The sequence below is a fragment of the Halobacterium noricense genome, from assembly GCF_021233435.1.
Classification (GTDB): domain Archaea; phylum Halobacteriota; class Halobacteria; order Halobacteriales; family Halobacteriaceae; genus Halobacterium; species Halobacterium noricense.
Genome location: NZ_CP089468.1, coordinates 354,293 through 369,763, shown reverse-complemented (window position 1 = coordinate 369,763; position 15,471 = coordinate 354,293). Strand labels below are relative to the sequence as shown.

The window sequence follows — 15,471 nt, the reverse complement described above, 5'->3', positions numbered from 1 at the left end:
AACGTTGATGGCTGCCCGTCGAGATGCAGGGAGTATGAAAGCCGCCCTCATCGGCGTCGGCCAGGCCGGCGGAAAGGTCACCGAAGCCCTCCTCGAAGAAGACCGCCGTGCCGGCTACGACGCCGTCCGTGGCGCACTCGCAGTCAACACCGCGAAGGCCGACCTCGAACCGCTCGACATCGACACCGTGCTCGTCGGACAGGAGCGCGTGAAGGGCCACGGCGTCGGCGCGGACAACGAACTCGGCGCGGAAGTCATGCAGAGTGACCTCGGCGAGGTCGTCGGCGAACTCGACGGCGTCGTCGACGCGCAGACGGAGGCCATCTTCGTCGTCGCCGGGCTCGGCGGCGGCACCGGCTCCGGCGGCGCGCCCGTGCTCGCGAAGGAACTCCAGCGCGTCCACGAGATTCCGGTGTACGCGCTCGGCATCCTCCCGGGCCGCGACGAAGGCGGCATCTATCAGGCCAACGCCGGCCGCTCGCTGAAGACGCTCGTGCGGGAGGCCGACTCCACGCTGCTCGTGGACAACGACGCGTGGCGGAAGACCGGCGAGAGCGTCACGGAGGCGTTCGACGCCATCAACGAGCGCATCGCGCGCCGCGTCGGCATCCTGCTCGCCGCCGGCGAGAACGTCGAGGGCGTCGGGGAGAGCGTCGTCGACGCCAGCGAGGTCATCAACACGCTCAAGTCCGGGAACATGTCCGCGGTCGGGTTCGCGAGCGCGGACGCCGCCCCCGACGCCGGCGAGAACGTCAACGTCATCACGTCGATGGCGCGCAAGTCGCTGCTCACGGGGATGAGCGTCCCCGAGACGACGGAAGCGGGCGCGGCGCTCGTCGTCGTCGCGGGCGAAGCCGACCGCGTCTCCCGGAAGGGCGTCGAGAAGGCGCGGGCGTGGGTCGAAGCGGAGACCCGCAGCATGCAGGTCCGGGGCGGGGACTTCCCGCTGGACTCCGACAAAATCGCCGTACTCGTCCTCCTCTCGGGCATCGCACGCTCCGAGCGCATCGAGCGGTTCATGGAGCGCGCGAAGGCGGCCAGCGAGTCCGTGGAGGAGGAACAGGTCACCGAGGACTTCCAGAACGACGAACTGGACGACCTGCTCTGAACGCGGCACCCGCGAACGCAGTCTTCTGTAGTCCCCTGTCACTCCCGGAGGACGACGACCGGCGTGTCGGCCCGGTCGAGGACCGCCTGCGAGACGGGGCCGAGGAACTTCGCGTCGTCGGGGAGTTCCTGGGTCTCGCCCATGACGACGAGGTTGTGTCGTTGCGCGCGCTCCGCGATTGCGCGGCCGGCGTCCTCGTGGACCTCGACGGTGACGTCGACGGCGTCCGCCGCGAACCCCCGTTCGACGAGGGCCGCCTTCACGGACTCCAGCGTCTCCGTCGCGGCGTCGATTTCGCCGCGGTCGCTGGCGGCGTGGAACAGTTCCAGCGTGAACAGCGAGTCCACGTCCAGCCCGGAGAGGAACGTGACGACCTCGTCCCGCCGGCGGGCGTCCCGGAGGGGGACGAGCACGTTGGTCCACATCGTGATGTGGCCGCCGGCCAGCACCGCGTCGGCGTCCGTCGACTCGGCGATTCGGTCCTGGAGCGCCGCCTCCGCGGCGCCGGGCCGGCCGAAGTGGAGTTGCACCGACGTCGACGCGCCGCCGCGGCTGAACTGCGCAGCCATCTCGTAGAGGACGGCCTGGGCGTCGGCCTCGTTGGCCGCGCGCCCGGTCTCCGGGGAGACGCCCTCCGGGAGTTCCCAGTACCCGAAGAGGACGACGTCGAACCCGCTCAGGCCGACGATGTTGCCGTCGTCGAGCGGATAGACATCGGGGTCCGGGAACACGACCGGGACCAGCAGCGTTTGTGCGGACATCTCGATGGGTCGGAGTCGCCGGACGGAGACCAATAGGCTGTCGGATTTTCCGGGAAGCGGGAGTCGCGCACGAGAACGAGCGAACCGGTACGACGCCGGTCGCGTCAGCCGCTCACACGAGCGTCTCGCCGTCGAACTCGCGGGCGTCGAAGTCGACGTCGAGGAGGTCCAAGAGCGTCGGCGTGATGTCGAAGAGGTCCGTCCCCTCGGGGACGGAGACGTCGGCGGCGTCGGACAGCAGCGTGGCGTTCTCGAAGGAGTGCATGCCGTTGCGCGGGCCGACGCTGAACACGTCGTCCGCGCCCGAGAAGCCGGCCTTGAGGTCGAAGCCGTGGTTCGGGATGGCGACGAGGTCGGGCGCGATTTCGTCGTGCGCGCCGTCGAAGGCCTCCTCCTTGGGGACGACGCGGTCGACGACCGGCTCGCCGTCCGGGCCCTCCAGCGCGAGGAGTTCCTCCTTCAGTTCCGCGCGCACGTCCTCGTAGTCCGCTTCGGGGACGCTCCCGCGGGGCTCGCGGTCTTCGAGGTTGATGTAGAAGCGCCCGGGGATGAACGAGTACGCCTTCGTGTCGTCGCTGATGTCTTCGAGGCTCTCGTGGTCCTCGTCCTCGAAGGAGAGCCAGCCCTCGTTCTCGAGCCACTGGTTGAGGTGGACCTCGTAGTCCTCGCTGGTGAACCCGTGGTCGGAGGCGACGACGAGCGAGACGTCGTCGTCGAGTTCGTCGCGGATTTCGCCGATGTACTCGTCGACCTTCTCGTAGAACTCGAGGAACTCGTCTCTGTTCTCGCCGTCCTGCTCGTAATCCTTGAACAGGAAGTGATTGACGCGGTCGGTCGTCATGAACACGCCGAAGAAGAGGTCCCAGTCGTCCTCGCTGACGTAGTTCAGGAACGCCTCCTGGCGGGCGTCGATGGTCTCGTGAGCGTCCTCGATGAACTCGGTCTTGTCCTCCTGGTGGCCGAGTTTGGCGTTGGTGTCGATGCGGTAGCTGATGGAGTCGAGGTAGTCGCCGACCTCCTCGGGGTGGGAGCCCTTCTCGATGCCCGGGGAGAGGAACCCCGAGACCATCCGCTGGACGTTGCGCTGGGGTGGGAACGTGACGGGGACGTTGAGGACGGTGGCGTCCCGGCCGGCGTCGGTCACGCGGTCCCAGACGCGGTCGGCCTGGACGTCCCGGCCCATCGGCACGTACGTGTCGTAGCTGCCGACCTCGCGGTCCTGAAACCCGTAGACGCCGGTCTCACCGGGGTTGACGCCCGTCGTGAGCGACGGCCAGCAGGCGCTGGACTCGGGCGGGACGATGCTGTCGATGGCACCGCCGCCACCCGATTCGATGACGTCGTGGAGGTTCGGGAACGTCTCGGGCTCGTCCCGGATCAGGCTGTACGGGACACCGTCGATGCCGATGAACGCGACCCGCGAACCGTCGTCGCCGCGGAGTCGGTCGAACAGACCCATACACGCCGAGTCGCCGCTGACGCACTAAAGGGTTCGTCTTACGGCGGCAACTGGCCGGTGTCAGCGACACCAGCCACGTTTGCCAGCTCAGGCCTGCTCGAACGCCGAGAACAGCGCCTTCCGCGTGCTCGCGTCGATGAGTTCGTCGAGCGTCGACTGCTGGTCGGAACTCACGCGGCTGAACAGCCCGAGCGGGACGCGCGCGGTGGCGGTGTCGGCGTCGCCGCCGAGCGCGTTCGTCTGATCGAACGCCGACGAGAGCACGTCCATCGCGCTCGTGCGTACGTCGTCGGCGCGACACGCCGTGACGACGGTGTCCTCGTGGACGCCGAACGCGGCCGCCGAGGAGACGCCGTCGAGTCGGAGGAGGGTGTCGGCGGCTTCTTCGAGCGCGCTCGCGGAGGGGACGCTGCCGACGTTCGTGACCGCGAAGCTCGCGCGGCGTTCGCGGTTGGCGATGGCGTGCCCGATGACGTCGAACGTCTCGCCGCTCATGCCGGGCGCGCGGAGCGCATCGATGGTGCCCTGGTCGGCGAACTCCTGGAGGAAGGTGGCGGCGCGGAAGTCCTCGCGGGAGCGCACGCGCCGGAACTCTCTGGTGCCGGCGCGGATGCCGTAGAGGAGCGCCGTGGCGACGTCCTGTTCGGGGGTGCGGCCGGCGCGCTCGACGAACCGAGCGACGATGGTGGACGTCGAGCCGGCTTCGTCGCCGGCAATCACGAGCGAGTGGTTGACGGCGGCGGGCCGGTGGCGGATGACGGCAACGACCGGCAGCCGGTTGGCGAACGACGGTACGGTGCCGCCGCCGCCGACTGCGACCGCGCCGTCGTGGTCGTCGAGGGAGCCGCCGGCGACGTCCAGCGAGACGTTGAATAGGTTACAGAAAGCCTTCGCGTCGTCGCTGGTGACGTCGTCCTCGGCGAGGATGCGCGCGGTGACACCCCAGTCGTTGCAGAGTTCGCGGAGACCGATGGCGGCGGCGAGCGCGTCGACGCTTGGGTTCTCGGGGACGACGAGCGCGACGGATTCGAGGCCCGCGATGGTGTCGCGGAGCTGCGCGAAGTGCTGGTCGTCCGGCTCGGCGCGGCGGCGTCGGAGCGCCGCAGTGACGGCGTACCCGCCGGCACCGCCGACTGCGACGACACCGGCGGCGAGCGCGAGCACGGGCGCTGAGACCGTGCCGACCTCGGGGAGCATTACGCCGAGAGTCCACGCGAATCGTTAAGTATGTTGTCCCGCCGGGTACGTTGTGGCCGGTTCAGCGGGTGGTATCCGTCGCGCTCGTGGCGACCGTTCGGTCGGCCTCGTCGTCGCTGTCCGCGGGCTGGAAGTTCGTCGGAACGACAGTGACGTGGCGAACGCCGAAGTCGGGGTGACTGGCAGCCATTACACTCACTTGTACGGCTCACCCCCAGAAATAATTACCCATGCGCATAACACATCGGCGCAGCGGCGCGTGATACCTCGTGGTTATGGTCGTCGCTGGTCGGCGCGAATAACGTGAGAGTAGGAGGGTCGCGGCGTTACGCGAATTTCTCGTCGTAGAGGTCTTGGGCGTGCTCGATGGCGTCCTTGGCCGCCTGGGCGTCCTCGAAGCCCAGCGTCTCGACCTCTTTGCCGGCTTCCAGATTCTTGTACGTCTCGAAGAACTCCTCGATCTCGTCGAGTTGCTGCTGGGGAACGTCTTCGAGGTCGTCGATGTGGTCGTAGCGGGGGTCCTCGTCGGGCACCGCGATGACCTTGTCGTCCTTCTCGCCGTCGTCGTCCATCTTCATCAGCGCGACCGGGCGCGCCTCGATGACGCAGCCGGGGAACGTCTGGTCCTCGACGAGCACGAGCACGTCGAAGGGGTCCTCGTCGTCGTAGTACGACTGCGGGAGGAACCCGTAGTCCGAGGGGTAGTGGACGTTGCTGTGGAGCACGCGGTCGAGCACCACGCCCGGAATGTCCTTGTCGTACTCGTACTTGTTGCGCTCGCCTTTCAGGCACTCGACGACCGCGTAAATCACGTCGGGCGCGTCCGGTCCGGTTTCGAGGTCTTCCCAGAGATTCGCCATGGCGGACGGTGTTTGTCGGGCGGAAATAGGCTTTTCCATCCCGGTACGAGCAGGTAGGCCATGTTATAACATGCCTCGAACGTACGGTCGGTCAGGGTCGATGAACCGGTCGGAAACGGCTGCTTTTCGACGTTTTCACCGAAGAAAATTGCGTGAATCACTCGTTAGGCCGGAAAATGCCACCTCGCAGAAGTTAAATAGCCAGATGCCTTTCGGTCAGCTATGTCAGAGGCACAACCTGCTGCACGTACGGACGTGCGCGACCTGACTGCGTTCCAGAAGAACATCCTCACCGTCCTCGCCGAGGAAGCGCGCTACGGCCTCGCCATCAAGCGCGAACTCGAAGATTACTACGGGCAGGAAGTCAACCACGGCCGACTCTACCCGAACCTCGACGACCTCGTCAACAAGGGGCTCGTCGAGAAGTCCGAGCTCGACAAGCGCACGAACCAGTACGAGCTCACCGACGACGGCTTCGACGCCGTCCTCGACGACCTGGAGTGGACGCTCTCGAAGTTCCTCACCGACGAGGACCGCAAGGAGCAGGTCCGCGACATCGTCGCCGAGAACTAACGGTTCTCCAGCGCTACAACGTTTCACACTCGACGGCTCGTAGCGGCAGCGCCGCCTACTGTTCGGGCGCAGGGTCGGACGCAGACGCCGAGTCGTCGCGCTCCTCGCCGGCCGCGACCTCGAAAATCAACTCCAGCGACGCCTCGACGCGTTCCCGCTGTTCCTCGGTCGGCCACGCGTTCCGCGGGAAGTACTCCGCGAGGAACTCTTCGCGTTCGCGGTCGTCGGCCGTGTCCATCGGGCGGGCGTAGTAGTTGTTCATGAACTCGGCGAACGCCGCGGCGTTGTCGCCGTGGACGTCGCCGTGACGCTCGCGCACGCGCTCGACGTGGCGCTCGTTGCGCGCGGCGGCTTCCTCGTAGTCGCCCTGTTCGCCGGGGCCGGACAGCGACACTTCGGCCGCGCGGTCGGTGTCTTCGACGTCGCCCAACCGGACGCGGCCGTCGTCGTCGAGCCATTCACCGGGGTAACAGACGAGGGTGTCGTCGCGATCGCGCAGGCGCGGAACGAACCCGTGTTCGGCGAGCAGGCTCTCGCGGCGGTCGCGGTACGCTTCGGCCGCGGCGTCGTCGACCGCGTCGCGGGCGAGGCGAGTGAGGCGTTCGGCTTCGTCGACTACGTCGTCGGGGAGGTCAGTCATCGTCGAGGGCTTCGTTGGCTAGCTCGTCGGCGCGGTCGTTTACCTCTCTCGGAATGTGGGTCAGCGACCACTCCTCGAACTGTTCGAGCAGTTCCCGGGCGCGGACGCGCTTCTCCCGGAGTTCGGGGTCGTTGGTGTCCCACGCGCCCTTGACCTGTTTCTCGACGAGCTGGGAGTCCCCGCGAATCTCGATTTCGTCGAAGCCGAAGTCGGCGGCGGCTTCCAGCACGGCGAGCAGCGCCTCGTACTCGGCCTGGTTGTTGGTCGCGCGGCCGATGCGTTCACTACCCTCCGCGACGATGCCGTCACCGGAGACCAGCACCCAGCCGACGGCGGCGGGGCCGGGGTTGCCGCGGCTCGCGCCGTCGAAGTAGGCGTGGACGCGGCCGCCGCGGTCCGGTTCGACGACGGCGGTGATGTCCGTGGGGTTGCCGCCCTGCACGACGAGTTTGTCGTCGTAGGCGACGGCGTGGGCGTCCCCGAGGGCGGCCTGCCAGCGCTCGTACTCGGAGTTCCCCTCGCTGAACGACGCGCCCGCTGCGTCGAGCCGTTCGCGCGCGTCGTCGACGTCACACTCTACGACGGGCATTAAGGCGAAGTCACCCCGCCTCCCGTATATGGGTTACTATCCCGGAACGCACGTTCGGGAGGGTCTCGGCGGCGTTACCGTGGGTTTCACGGTGTTACTCGTCACACTTGTGTCGCCTGTGAGAGGTTCCAAACCGCCAACGGATTTAAACGTTTGCGAAACGCTAATATAAAAATGCGATGACACGGTCCACTCGCCAGCGGGAGCGAGAAACGGCGACAGAGCAGGAGGAGTCCGAGGAGGGCGTACGGGAGTGCCCGGAGTGCGGCTCTGACAACCTCGTGAAGAGCTCGGACCGCGCGGAGCTGGTCTGCAACGACTGTGGTCTGGTCGTCGAGGAGGAGCAGATCGACCCCGGTCCGGAATGGCGCGCGTTCAACCACCAGGAACGACAGGAGAAGTCGCGGGTCGGTGCCCCCACCACGCAGACGATGCACGACAAGGGGCTGACCACGACCATCGACTGGAAGGACAAGGACGCCTACGGGCGTTCCATCTCGTCGAAGAAGCGCTCGCAGATGCACCGCCTGCGGAAGTGGCAGGAGCGCATCCGCACGAAGGACGCAGGCGAGCGCAACCTCCAGTTCGCGCTGTCGGAAATCGACCGCATGGCCTCCGCGCTCGGCGTGCCGCGCTCGGTGCGCGAGGTCGCGTCGGTCATCTACCGCCGCGCGCTCAAGGAGGACCTCATCCGCGGCCGCTCCATCGAGGGCGTCGCGACGAGCGCGCTGTACGCGGCCTGTCGGAAGGAAGGCATCCCCCGGAGTCTCGAAGAGATTTCGGAGGTGTCCCGGGTCGAGCGCAAGGAAATCGGTCGCACGTACCGCTACATCTCCCAGGAGCTCGGGCTGGAGATGAAGCCCGTGGACCCGAAGAAGTACGTGCCCCGGTTCTGCTCGGAACTCGAACTCTCCGAGGAAGTCCAGGCGAAAGCCAACGAAATCATCGAGACGACTGCCGAGAAGGGACTGCTCTCGGGCAAGTCCCCGACCGGCTACGCGGCGGCCGCAATCTACGCCGCGTCCCTGCTCTGCAACGAGAAGAAGACCCAGCGCGAGGTCGCGGACGTCGCGCAGGTGACGGAAGTCACCATCCGGAACCGCTACCAGGAGCAGATCGAGGCGATGGGCATCCACAGCTAGGCCGTCTCGCCTCGGGTTCCGTTCTCAGCCTCTCCAGCAGCGCCGCTGCCGGCAGTCCACCCGCATCGAAGGGGTTTTGCCCCGGCCATTTTAATGGGGGCACATGACTACCCCGTGGGACGACTGGGACCACGTGCTCAAGGTGGACCCGGACAAGTCGCTGGCCGACGGCGACACGTTCGACGACGTCTGCCGGACGGGCACCGACGCCATCGAAATCGGCGGCACGATGGACGTGACGACCGAGAAGATGCGGCGGGTCATCGACGCCTGCCGGAAACACGACGTACCGCTCTATCAGGAGCCGTCGAACCCCGCAGTCGTCGTCGAGGACGACGCCCTCGACGGCTACCTCGTGCCGGTCGTGTTGAACGCCGGCGACCCGTTCTGGATTACGGGCGCGCACAAGGAGTGGGTCCGCATCGGCGACCTCGACTGGGAGCGCACCGCTACCGAGGCATACATCGTGTTGAACGACGAGGCGAGCGTTGCCGAGTACACGGACGCCGACTGCGACCTCGACGCCGACGAGGTGGCCGCGTACGCGGAGGTCGCCGAACGCATGCTCGGCCAGGACATCGTCTACGTCGAGTACTCCGGCATGCTCGGCGACCCCGACGCCGTCGGTGCTGCCCGCGACGCGCTCGACGACGCGACGCTATTCTACGGCGGCGGCATCCGCGGCTACGACGCCGCCTACGAGATGGGCGAGCGCGCGGACACCATCGTCGTCGGCGACCTACTCCACGACGAGGGCGTGGACGCCGTCACGGAGACGGTTCGCGGCGTCAACGACGCCCACGAGTAACGACGCTCGTCCCCCGACGCGGCCGGGTTCGGCCACGCCGGAAATGACGGCGTTTAAGGCCGGTCCACGTGAATCGGGTGGTATGAAGGACCGAACGTTCACAGCGGACGCCGAACCCGGCGACCACGCGACGGTCGCGGGCTGGGTGCACGAAGTCCGCGACCTCGGCGGCATCGCGTTCCTCATCCTCCGCGACAAGACCGGCAAGATTCAGGTCAAATTCGAGAAGGACGAGATGGACGACGAGCTCGTGGAGACGGGCATCGACGTCCAGCGCGAGTCCGTCGTCCAGGTCACCGGCGACGTCGAGGAGGAAGAACGCGCGCCGACGGGCGTCGAAATCACGCCCGACTCCATCGAAGTGATGGCGGAAGCCGACCCCCAGCTCCCGCTGGACCCCTCCGGGAAGGTCGACGCCGACCTCTCGACGCGGCTGGACAACCGGACGCTGGACGCCCGCAAGCCCGAGACGAAGGCCATCTTCGAGATTCGCGCGGAAGTGCTGCGCGCGGTCCGGGAGTACTTCCGGAGCGTCGGCTCGACGGAGATCAACACGCCGAAAATCGTCGCCACCGGCACGGAGGGCGGCACGGAGCTGTTCCCCGTGACGTACTTCGGCGAGGAGGCGTTCATGAACCAGAGCCCGCAGCTGTTCAAGCAGCTGATGGTGGGCTCCGGGCTCGAACGCGTCTTCGAGGTCGGCCCCATCTTCCGCGCGGAAGAGCACAACACCCCGCGCCACCTCAACGAGGCGACGATGATCGACTTCGAGTCCGCGTTCATCGACCACGAGGAGGCGATGGACATCTGCGAGGGGACGCTACAGGCGGCCTACTCGGCAGTCGAGGAGAACTGCCAGGAGGAACTCGAAGCGCTCGGCCTCGCCGAGGAGTTCGAGGCACCCTCTGGGGACTTCCCGCGGCTCACCTACGAGGAAGCCATCGAGCGCATCAACGCCACCGGCGAACTCGACGAACAGCTCGTCTGGGGCGACGACCTCCCCACGGAGGGCGAAAAGGCGCTCGGCGTCGACGTCGGCGGGCACTACTTCGTCACCGACTGGCCCAGCGAGATCAAGCCGTTCTACATCCAGGACGACGACGACGACCCCGAACTCTCGAAGGGGTTCGACCTGATGCACCCGCGCATGGAACTGGTTTCGGGCGGCCAGCGCGAGCACCGCTACGACGCGCTCGTCGAGGGCTTCAAGCAGCAGGGCCTGGACCCCGACCAGTTCGAGTACTACACGAAGATGTTCAAGTACGGCATGCCGCCCCACGCCGGGTGGGCGTACGGCGTCGAGCGCCTCGTCATGACGATGCTCGACCTCGACAACATCCGGGAGGCCGTCCTCTTCCCGCGAGACAGACAGCGCCTGTCGCCATAGGCGGGACAGGAAGCGTCTCGCAGGACCGGCAACGTCTGAGCCCTAATCGCCGGCCGCGTCGTCGATTAACTCGAACGCTTTTTCGCGGAGTTCCCCGGTCATGTGCAAGCCGTGGCTGTCGATTTCTCGGACCAGATCTTTCGCGTCCTCGGGGTCCATCCCCTCGTGAACCGCACGAACGACGACGCCGACAGTTCCGGTGACCGTCGCGCCGAGTCCCTCCGCGACAGTACGTACTCGTCGGTCGTCGGAGACGACGGCGACAGAACGGTCGTCGGCGTGGTGGGAGCGCACGCCAGCGACGAGTTCGACGTCACCGTGAACGCGCTCGTCACCGAGCAGGCGCTGCGCGTCCGCGGTGAACTCGTCGGAGACACTGTCGGTGACCTGCTGGGAATCGAGGAACGTCGAGACGTTCGTCCTCGCTGGCTCGGTCGTCACCTCGTCGACGACGGTCTCCGGAACCAAAACGTCGCCATCCAGGTTCGCCAGGAGGTCGACGCGGCCGACACTCCCGAGCGCGATGAGCGCGGTCGCGTCGACGAGCACGACGTCGCTCATACGTCGAGCGCGGCGTCGGCGTCCGATTCGAGGTCGTCGGGCGAGAGTTGGGTGGTGAGGTTGTGTTCGCGCGCGATTTCCAGCCACTCGCCGAGGCTGACGTCCGCGATGCGGGCGGCCTCGTTGACGGAGACGTCGCCGGACTGGTAGCGCTCGACGGCGACGCGCACGCGGAGGTCGTGGAGGCCCTCCGAGAGCGCCTTCCGGATGGTGGCGCTCTTGTCCTCGCCGAGCAGGTCGGCGACCTCCGCGAGGGACTCTTCCTCGTCGTCGGGGATGCGGGCGCTAATCGAAGGCATGTATACGTCGTACTTAGACGTAAACACACTTGAACGTTCGCGTGCCGAGAGTGCAACACTTAATCCGCGCGACCCCCGACTCCGAGAGGATGAGCGACGGCGACGCGGCGACGGCGTTCGCGCCCGGCCACGTGACGGGGTTCTTCAGCGTGGAGCGCACCGGGAGCCCCGAGCGCACGGGGTCCCGCGGTGCGGGCATCACGCTCTCGGAGGGCGTGACGACGCGCGTCGAACCCGGCGACGAGACGCGGGTGCGCTTGAACGGCCGGGAGGTTGCCGTCGAGAGCGTGACGCGCGTGCTGGACACACTCGGCGCGACGGCGACGGTGTCCGCGGAGACATCGCTGCCGCTGGGCGCGGGGTTCGGCGTCTCCGGCGCGATGGCGCTGGGCGCGGCGCTTGCCGCGAATAGTGCATTCGACGCGGGGCTATCCGAAAACGACCTCGTGACGGTCGCGCACGCCGCGGAGGTCGAAGCTGGAACCGGGCTGGGCGACGTAGTGGCGCAAGCCCGTGGCGGCGTCCCGATTCGCGTGGAACCCGGCGCGCCCGCCTACGGTCGCCTCGACGGCGTGCCGGACGCGGGCCGCGTCGAGTACGTCTCCTTCGGCGGGCTCTCGACGAGCGAGGTCATCGGCGGCGACACAGCGACGCTATCGGAAGCGGGCGAAGACGCGCTCGCGTCCCTCCGCGAGCACCCGACGCTCCCGCGGTTCATGGCGCTCTCGCGGGAGTTCTCCCGGGACGCGGGCTTGCTCGACGGGGAGGTCGAAGCGGCCGTCGACGCCGTCGCGGACGCGGGCGGCGAGGCCGCGATGGCGATGCTCGGGCGGACGGTGTTCGCGCTCGGGACGGGGTTGTCCGACGCCGGCTACGACCCCGAGGTGTGTCGCGTGCATCCGGCGGGCGCGACGCTCGATATCTGAGTTAACGAGCAGCAACAGCGACCCGCAAGCGGACGATTTTTGCGCGACGGGGCGCCAGAGACAGTATGGCCGAGATTCCCGCCGACCACCCGCGCCACGACTCGCTGGTGACACGTCACCGCATCGAGGCGGGGGTCGAGAAAGGCATCACGTCGAAGCAGGGGTTGGTTGCGCAGGGCCGCGGGGAGGCGTTCGACTACTTGCTCGGCGAGGAGACGATTCCGTCCGCGAACGACGCCGAGCGCGCCGCGGCCGCGTACCTCCTGCTCGCCGAACATCCGGTCCTGTCGGTGAACGGGAACGTCGCGGCGCTCGTGCCGGGTGAGGTCGTCGCGCTCGCGGAGGTCGTCGGTGCCGACGTCGAGGTGAACCTCTTCAACCGCACGGCCGAACGGATGGAGACCATCGCCGAGCACCTCCGCGAGCACGGCGCACAGGACGTGAAAGGGCTGCATGCGGACGCCCGGATTCCCGGGCTCGAACACGAGCGCGCGAAGGTGGACCGTGACGGCATCTACGACGCCGACGTGGTGCTCGTTCCTCTGGAGGACGGCGACCGCGCGGAGGCGCTGGCGGCGATGGGCAAGACCGAACTCGTCGTCGACCTGAACCCGATGTCGCGGTCCGCGCAGAGCGCCGCTGTCCCCATCGTGGACAACATCATCCGCGCGCTCCCGTCGATTACCGAGCACGCCCGCGCGCTCCGCGACGCTTCCCGCGAGGAACTGGAGGAAATCGTCGCGGAGTTCGACCGCGAGGTGGCGCTGGAGGCGGCGGAACGGCGGATTCGGGAGGGGGACCTCGACTGAGCACGTGGTCGGTCCCGATAGCTTTTTCATTCTTTAGGTTAGCCTAAAATTCATGTGCGAGCGACTGGCTCCAGACGACGCTGGGAGGGGAGCGTGATGGGCGACGACCTCCGGACGATGCGCGAGCGGCTCGATAGCCTCGCCAGCGAGGACGGCCGCTTCTACGTCGCCTGCGCGCGGACCGGCGAACGCCCGTTCCCGGTCGGCGGCCTGCGGTTCGCGGACCGCGAGACGGCCGCCGACGCCGTCGAGCTGGCGAGCGAGTACCGCCGGACGCTGGAGCGCTACGACCCGCGAGCGCCCCACTACGACCTCGTCGTCCACGAGCGAACCGAGCCCGTGCCGCCAGCGGACGCGCCCTCCCTGCCGGACGCCTGCCACGACGTCACCGGCGCGGTGTTCGAAGCGTTGAGCGCGGCCGGCCACCGCGACGCCGAGCGCACGATTCTGGACGCGTACTTCGCCGCCGCGGAAGCCACCACCGACCCCGACGACCTCTGCGTCGTCCTGCTGCGGTGCACGGCGCGCACGCTCGACGAGGAACTCACAGCCAGCGAGCGGGCGGTCGTGCTCGCGGACGCGGCGCGCCGGGCGGACTTCGCCGCGAACGCGGCCAGTGTGGGCGACGCGCTGGCGACGGTCGCCGGCGCGGACCTCGTGGACGCGCTCGCGGAGACGACCCACGGCTGGCGGTTCGACCCAACGGTCCGGGTCGTCGATGCCGCCGTCACGCTCCCCGCAGCGGTCGCCGTGCTCGCGGTGCAACCCGACGCAGAACCAGTCTTCGACCGCGCCGGCGAGGGCGTCCGAGCGCGACTCGACGGCGGCCCCGTAGGATTGGCGACCGCTCCCTTACAGTAGTTCGCGCGCCATCTCGGCGGCCGCCGGCGCGCTGTCCGCGAGCACGTAGACGATTGGTTCGACGCCGAAGCCGCCGGTCTGGTAGAGCACGTCCGCCTCCGGGTGGTCCGCGACCACGGGCCGGAGCGCCTCCGAGGAGGCCTCGCCTTCCGGGTCGAACTCGACCGTCTCGTAGCCGAGGGATTCCAGTTCGTCGATAATGGCGGGGTCGTAGTGGACGTTCAGGCACGCGCGAGCGTCGCTGCCCGCGTCGCGCGCGGCGAGCAGGATGGACGCGACGTGGACGCTGACGCCGAACTCGGGGTCGGCGGGAATCTCCGTGCGCCCCATCACGTCCAGAATCCGGCCGGGGACGCCCGCCACGTCCTCGACGCCGTCGGCGTCGGGCGTGCACTCCACGAGGTTCGAGCCGACCGCGGGGATGAGCGTCGCGAACCCGCTGGCGTGTTCGAGGATGCGGACGCCGCGGCGCAGCGAGGAGAGCACGCGCTCGCGGACGCGCACCTCGCTCTCGGGGTCGTGGACCCGAAAGTCCCCCTCGTACTCCGCGAGCTCCGGCATCGCCTCCTCGTGGAGGGCCGCGATAACGTCGCCGCGCGCGGACAGCCGCCGAATCAGCACTTCCGCCTCCACGAGCGCCTGCACCTGAGACACGTCGCCGCTCGCGAGCCCCTCGCCGATGCGCTCGACGGTCTCGCGGACGCGCTCGTCGTCGGCGACCTCACCGTTGACCGTGACCTCGCCGTGGGCGTACTTCGAGACCGCGGACTGGCTGACGCCGAGCAGGGCCGCGACCTCGTGCTGGGTGAGCCCGCGCTCGCGGAGGTCGGCGGCGAGCAGCGAGCGGAACGTCGGCAGAAACTCCTCGACGACGACTTCCTCCAGAAACTTCATTGGTCGCCCCCGAACTCGCGGTCGCCGCGGATGCGGCTGGCCTGCGGGCCGTCCTGGTCCTGGTACTTCGAGCCGCGCTCCTCGCCGTACGGCCGCTCGGCGCGGCTGGAGAGCTTCGTGAACACGAGCTGGCTGATGCGCATGTCCGGCGTGAGCGCAACCGGGACCTTCCCGAGGTTCGAGAGCTCAAGCGTTATTTTTCCGTTGAAACCAGGGTCAATAAAACCTGCTGTGGCATGAACCACCACGGCTAGGCGTCCCAAGGACGACCGGCCTTCGACTTGCGCGACGAGGTCCGGCGGTACCTCCACGCGCTCTTTCGTGGTGCCGAGCACGAAGTCGCCGGGGTGGAGGATGAACTCGTCGCCGTCCTCGACGACAGTCTCGGTGACGTAGTCCTCGACTTCCTCTTCTCTGTTGGGGTGGATGCAGGGGACGTTCGCGCGCTCGAACTCCAGGAAGCGGCGGCCGAGGCGGACGTCGACGCTCGCGGGCTGGACCTGAAGGTCGACGTCGTCGAGCGGTTCGACGACGAGGTCGCCCTCGGACAGCCGCGAGAGGATGTCCCGGTCGGAGAGTATCATACTGGGTCGTGAA

19 protein-coding genes are annotated in these 15,471 nt (G+C 68.0%); 8 read left to right on the top strand and 11 right to left on the bottom strand.

From position 1 onward, the window contains the following. The first annotated feature begins 34 nt into the window (after positions 1–34). Positions 35–1,108 carry a tubulin/FtsZ family protein gene (locus LT974_RS02120; RefSeq protein WP_232589003.1) on the top strand — a complete coding sequence of 358 codons (1,074 nt, stop codon included), beginning with the start codon at positions 35–37 and terminating at the stop codon, positions 1,106–1,108. Positions 1,109–1,146: 38 nt separating this feature from the next. Here LT974_RS02120 and LT974_RS02115 read toward each other — a convergent pair whose 3' ends face one another. The 5 genes from LT974_RS02115 to LT974_RS02100 form a co-directional block, all read right to left on the bottom strand. Further along, positions 1,147–1,869: a universal stress protein gene (locus LT974_RS02115; protein WP_232589002.1), complete on the bottom strand. Its 723-nt coding sequence runs from the start codon at positions 1,867–1,869 to the stop codon at positions 1,147–1,149. Between the two features lie 112 nt (positions 1,870–1,981). After that, complete coding sequence (locus tag LT974_RS02110) at positions 1,982–3,328, bottom strand: alkaline phosphatase family protein (RefSeq protein WP_232589001.1); 1,347 nt, start codon at positions 3,326–3,328, stop codon at positions 1,982–1,984. 87 nt (positions 3,329–3,415) lie between these two features. Beyond that, positions 3,416–4,525 carry a DHH family phosphoesterase gene (locus LT974_RS02105; protein WP_232589000.1) on the bottom strand — a complete coding sequence of 370 codons (1,110 nt, stop codon included), beginning with the start codon at positions 4,523–4,525 and terminating at the stop codon, positions 3,416–3,418. A 61-nt stretch (positions 4,526–4,586) separates the two neighbouring features. Beyond that, on the bottom strand, positions 4,587–4,715 hold the full coding sequence (locus tag LT974_RS17715; RefSeq protein ID WP_269785427.1) for a hypothetical protein: 129 nt from the start codon (positions 4,713–4,715) through the stop codon (positions 4,587–4,589). 136 nt (positions 4,716–4,851) lie between these two features. Then, positions 4,852–5,385 carry an inorganic diphosphatase gene (locus LT974_RS02100; protein WP_232588999.1) on the bottom strand — a complete coding sequence of 178 codons (534 nt, stop codon included), beginning with the start codon at positions 5,383–5,385 and terminating at the stop codon, positions 4,852–4,854. Positions 5,386–5,607: 222 nt separating this feature from the next. Here LT974_RS02100 and LT974_RS02095 point away from each other — a divergent pair, with 222 nt between their 5' ends. Then, positions 5,608–5,958 (top strand): PadR family transcriptional regulator, encoded by a 351-nt coding sequence (locus tag LT974_RS02095; protein WP_059055725.1) that lies wholly within the window; start codon positions 5,608–5,610, stop codon positions 5,956–5,958. Positions 5,959–6,013: 55 nt separating this feature from the next. On the opposite strand, the gene LT974_RS02090 is transcribed toward LT974_RS02095, so the two are convergent. Both LT974_RS02090 and rnhA read right to left on the bottom strand, forming a co-directional pair. Beyond that, complete coding sequence (locus tag LT974_RS02090; protein ID WP_232588998.1) at positions 6,014–6,598, bottom strand: DUF7108 domain-containing protein; 585 nt, start codon at positions 6,596–6,598, stop codon at positions 6,014–6,016. Next, positions 6,591–7,187 carry a ribonuclease HI gene (rnhA, locus tag LT974_RS02085; protein WP_232588997.1) on the bottom strand — a complete coding sequence of 199 codons (597 nt, stop codon included), beginning with the start codon at positions 7,185–7,187 and terminating at the stop codon, positions 6,591–6,593. Before rnhA ends, LT974_RS02090 begins: the two co-directional genes overlap by 8 nt. Positions 7,188–7,366: 179 nt before the next feature. On the opposite strand from rnhA, the gene LT974_RS02080 reads away from it, so the two are divergent. The 3 genes from LT974_RS02080 (at position 7,367) to aspS (ending at position 10,524) form a co-directional block, all read left to right on the top strand. Next, the gene (locus LT974_RS02080) at positions 7,367–8,329 is read left to right on the top strand and encodes a transcription initiation factor IIB (RefSeq protein ID WP_058981163.1); all 963 of its coding nucleotides are present in this window, start codon (positions 7,367–7,369) and stop codon (positions 8,327–8,329) included. A gap of 103 nt (positions 8,330–8,432) precedes the next feature. Continuing rightward, positions 8,433–9,137 (top strand): phosphoglycerol geranylgeranyltransferase, encoded by a 705-nt coding sequence (locus LT974_RS02075; protein WP_232588996.1) that lies wholly within the window; start codon positions 8,433–8,435, stop codon positions 9,135–9,137. A gap of 82 nt (positions 9,138–9,219) precedes the next feature. Next, the gene (gene aspS, locus LT974_RS02070; protein WP_232588995.1) at positions 9,220–10,524 is read left to right on the top strand and encodes an aspartate--tRNA(Asn) ligase; all 1,305 of its coding nucleotides are present in this window, start codon (positions 9,220–9,222) and stop codon (positions 10,522–10,524) included. Positions 10,525–10,566: 42 nt separating this feature from the next. Here aspS and LT974_RS02065 read toward each other — a convergent pair whose 3' ends face one another. Both LT974_RS02065 and LT974_RS02060 read right to left on the bottom strand, forming a co-directional pair. Then, positions 10,567–11,085 (bottom strand): hypothetical protein, encoded by a 519-nt coding sequence (locus LT974_RS02065; RefSeq protein ID WP_232588994.1) that lies wholly within the window; start codon positions 11,083–11,085, stop codon positions 10,567–10,569. Further along, positions 11,082–11,384 carry a UPF0175 family protein gene (locus tag LT974_RS02060; RefSeq protein ID WP_232588993.1) on the bottom strand — a complete coding sequence of 101 codons (303 nt, stop codon included), beginning with the start codon at positions 11,382–11,384 and terminating at the stop codon, positions 11,082–11,084. Before LT974_RS02060 ends, LT974_RS02065 begins: the two co-directional genes overlap by 4 nt. An 89-nt stretch (positions 11,385–11,473) precedes the next feature. Here LT974_RS02060 and LT974_RS02055 point away from each other — a divergent pair, with 89 nt between their 5' ends. The 3 genes from LT974_RS02055 (at position 11,474) to LT974_RS02045 (ending at position 13,980) form a co-directional block, all read left to right on the top strand. Further along, positions 11,474–12,310: a pantoate kinase gene (locus LT974_RS02055; protein WP_232588992.1), complete on the top strand. Its 837-nt coding sequence runs from the start codon at positions 11,474–11,476 to the stop codon at positions 12,308–12,310. 65 nt (positions 12,311–12,375) lie between these two features. Further along, entirely contained in the window at positions 12,376–13,119 is a 744-nt protein-coding gene (locus tag LT974_RS02050) for a 4-phosphopantoate--beta-alanine ligase (RefSeq protein ID WP_232588991.1), read from the top strand. A 96-nt stretch (positions 13,120–13,215) separates the two neighbouring features. Beyond that, a complete protein-coding gene (locus LT974_RS02045; protein ID WP_232588990.1) occupies positions 13,216–13,980 on the top strand; it encodes a DUF7552 domain-containing protein in 765 nt (254 codons plus the stop codon). Here LT974_RS02045 and LT974_RS02040 read toward each other — a convergent pair. After that, the gene (locus LT974_RS02040) at positions 13,972–14,874 is read right to left on the bottom strand and encodes a thiamine-phosphate synthase family protein (protein ID WP_232588988.1); all 903 of its coding nucleotides are present in this window, start codon (positions 14,872–14,874) and stop codon (positions 13,972–13,974) included. The two genes, LT974_RS02045 and LT974_RS02040, sit on opposite strands and share 9 nt — an antisense overlap. Next, the gene (gene dcd, locus LT974_RS02035) at positions 14,871–15,458 is read right to left on the bottom strand and encodes a dCTP deaminase (protein ID WP_232588987.1); all 588 of its coding nucleotides are present in this window, start codon (positions 15,456–15,458) and stop codon (positions 14,871–14,873) included. Before dcd ends, LT974_RS02040 begins: the two co-directional genes overlap by 4 nt. Positions 15,459–15,471: the final 13 nt, after the last annotated feature.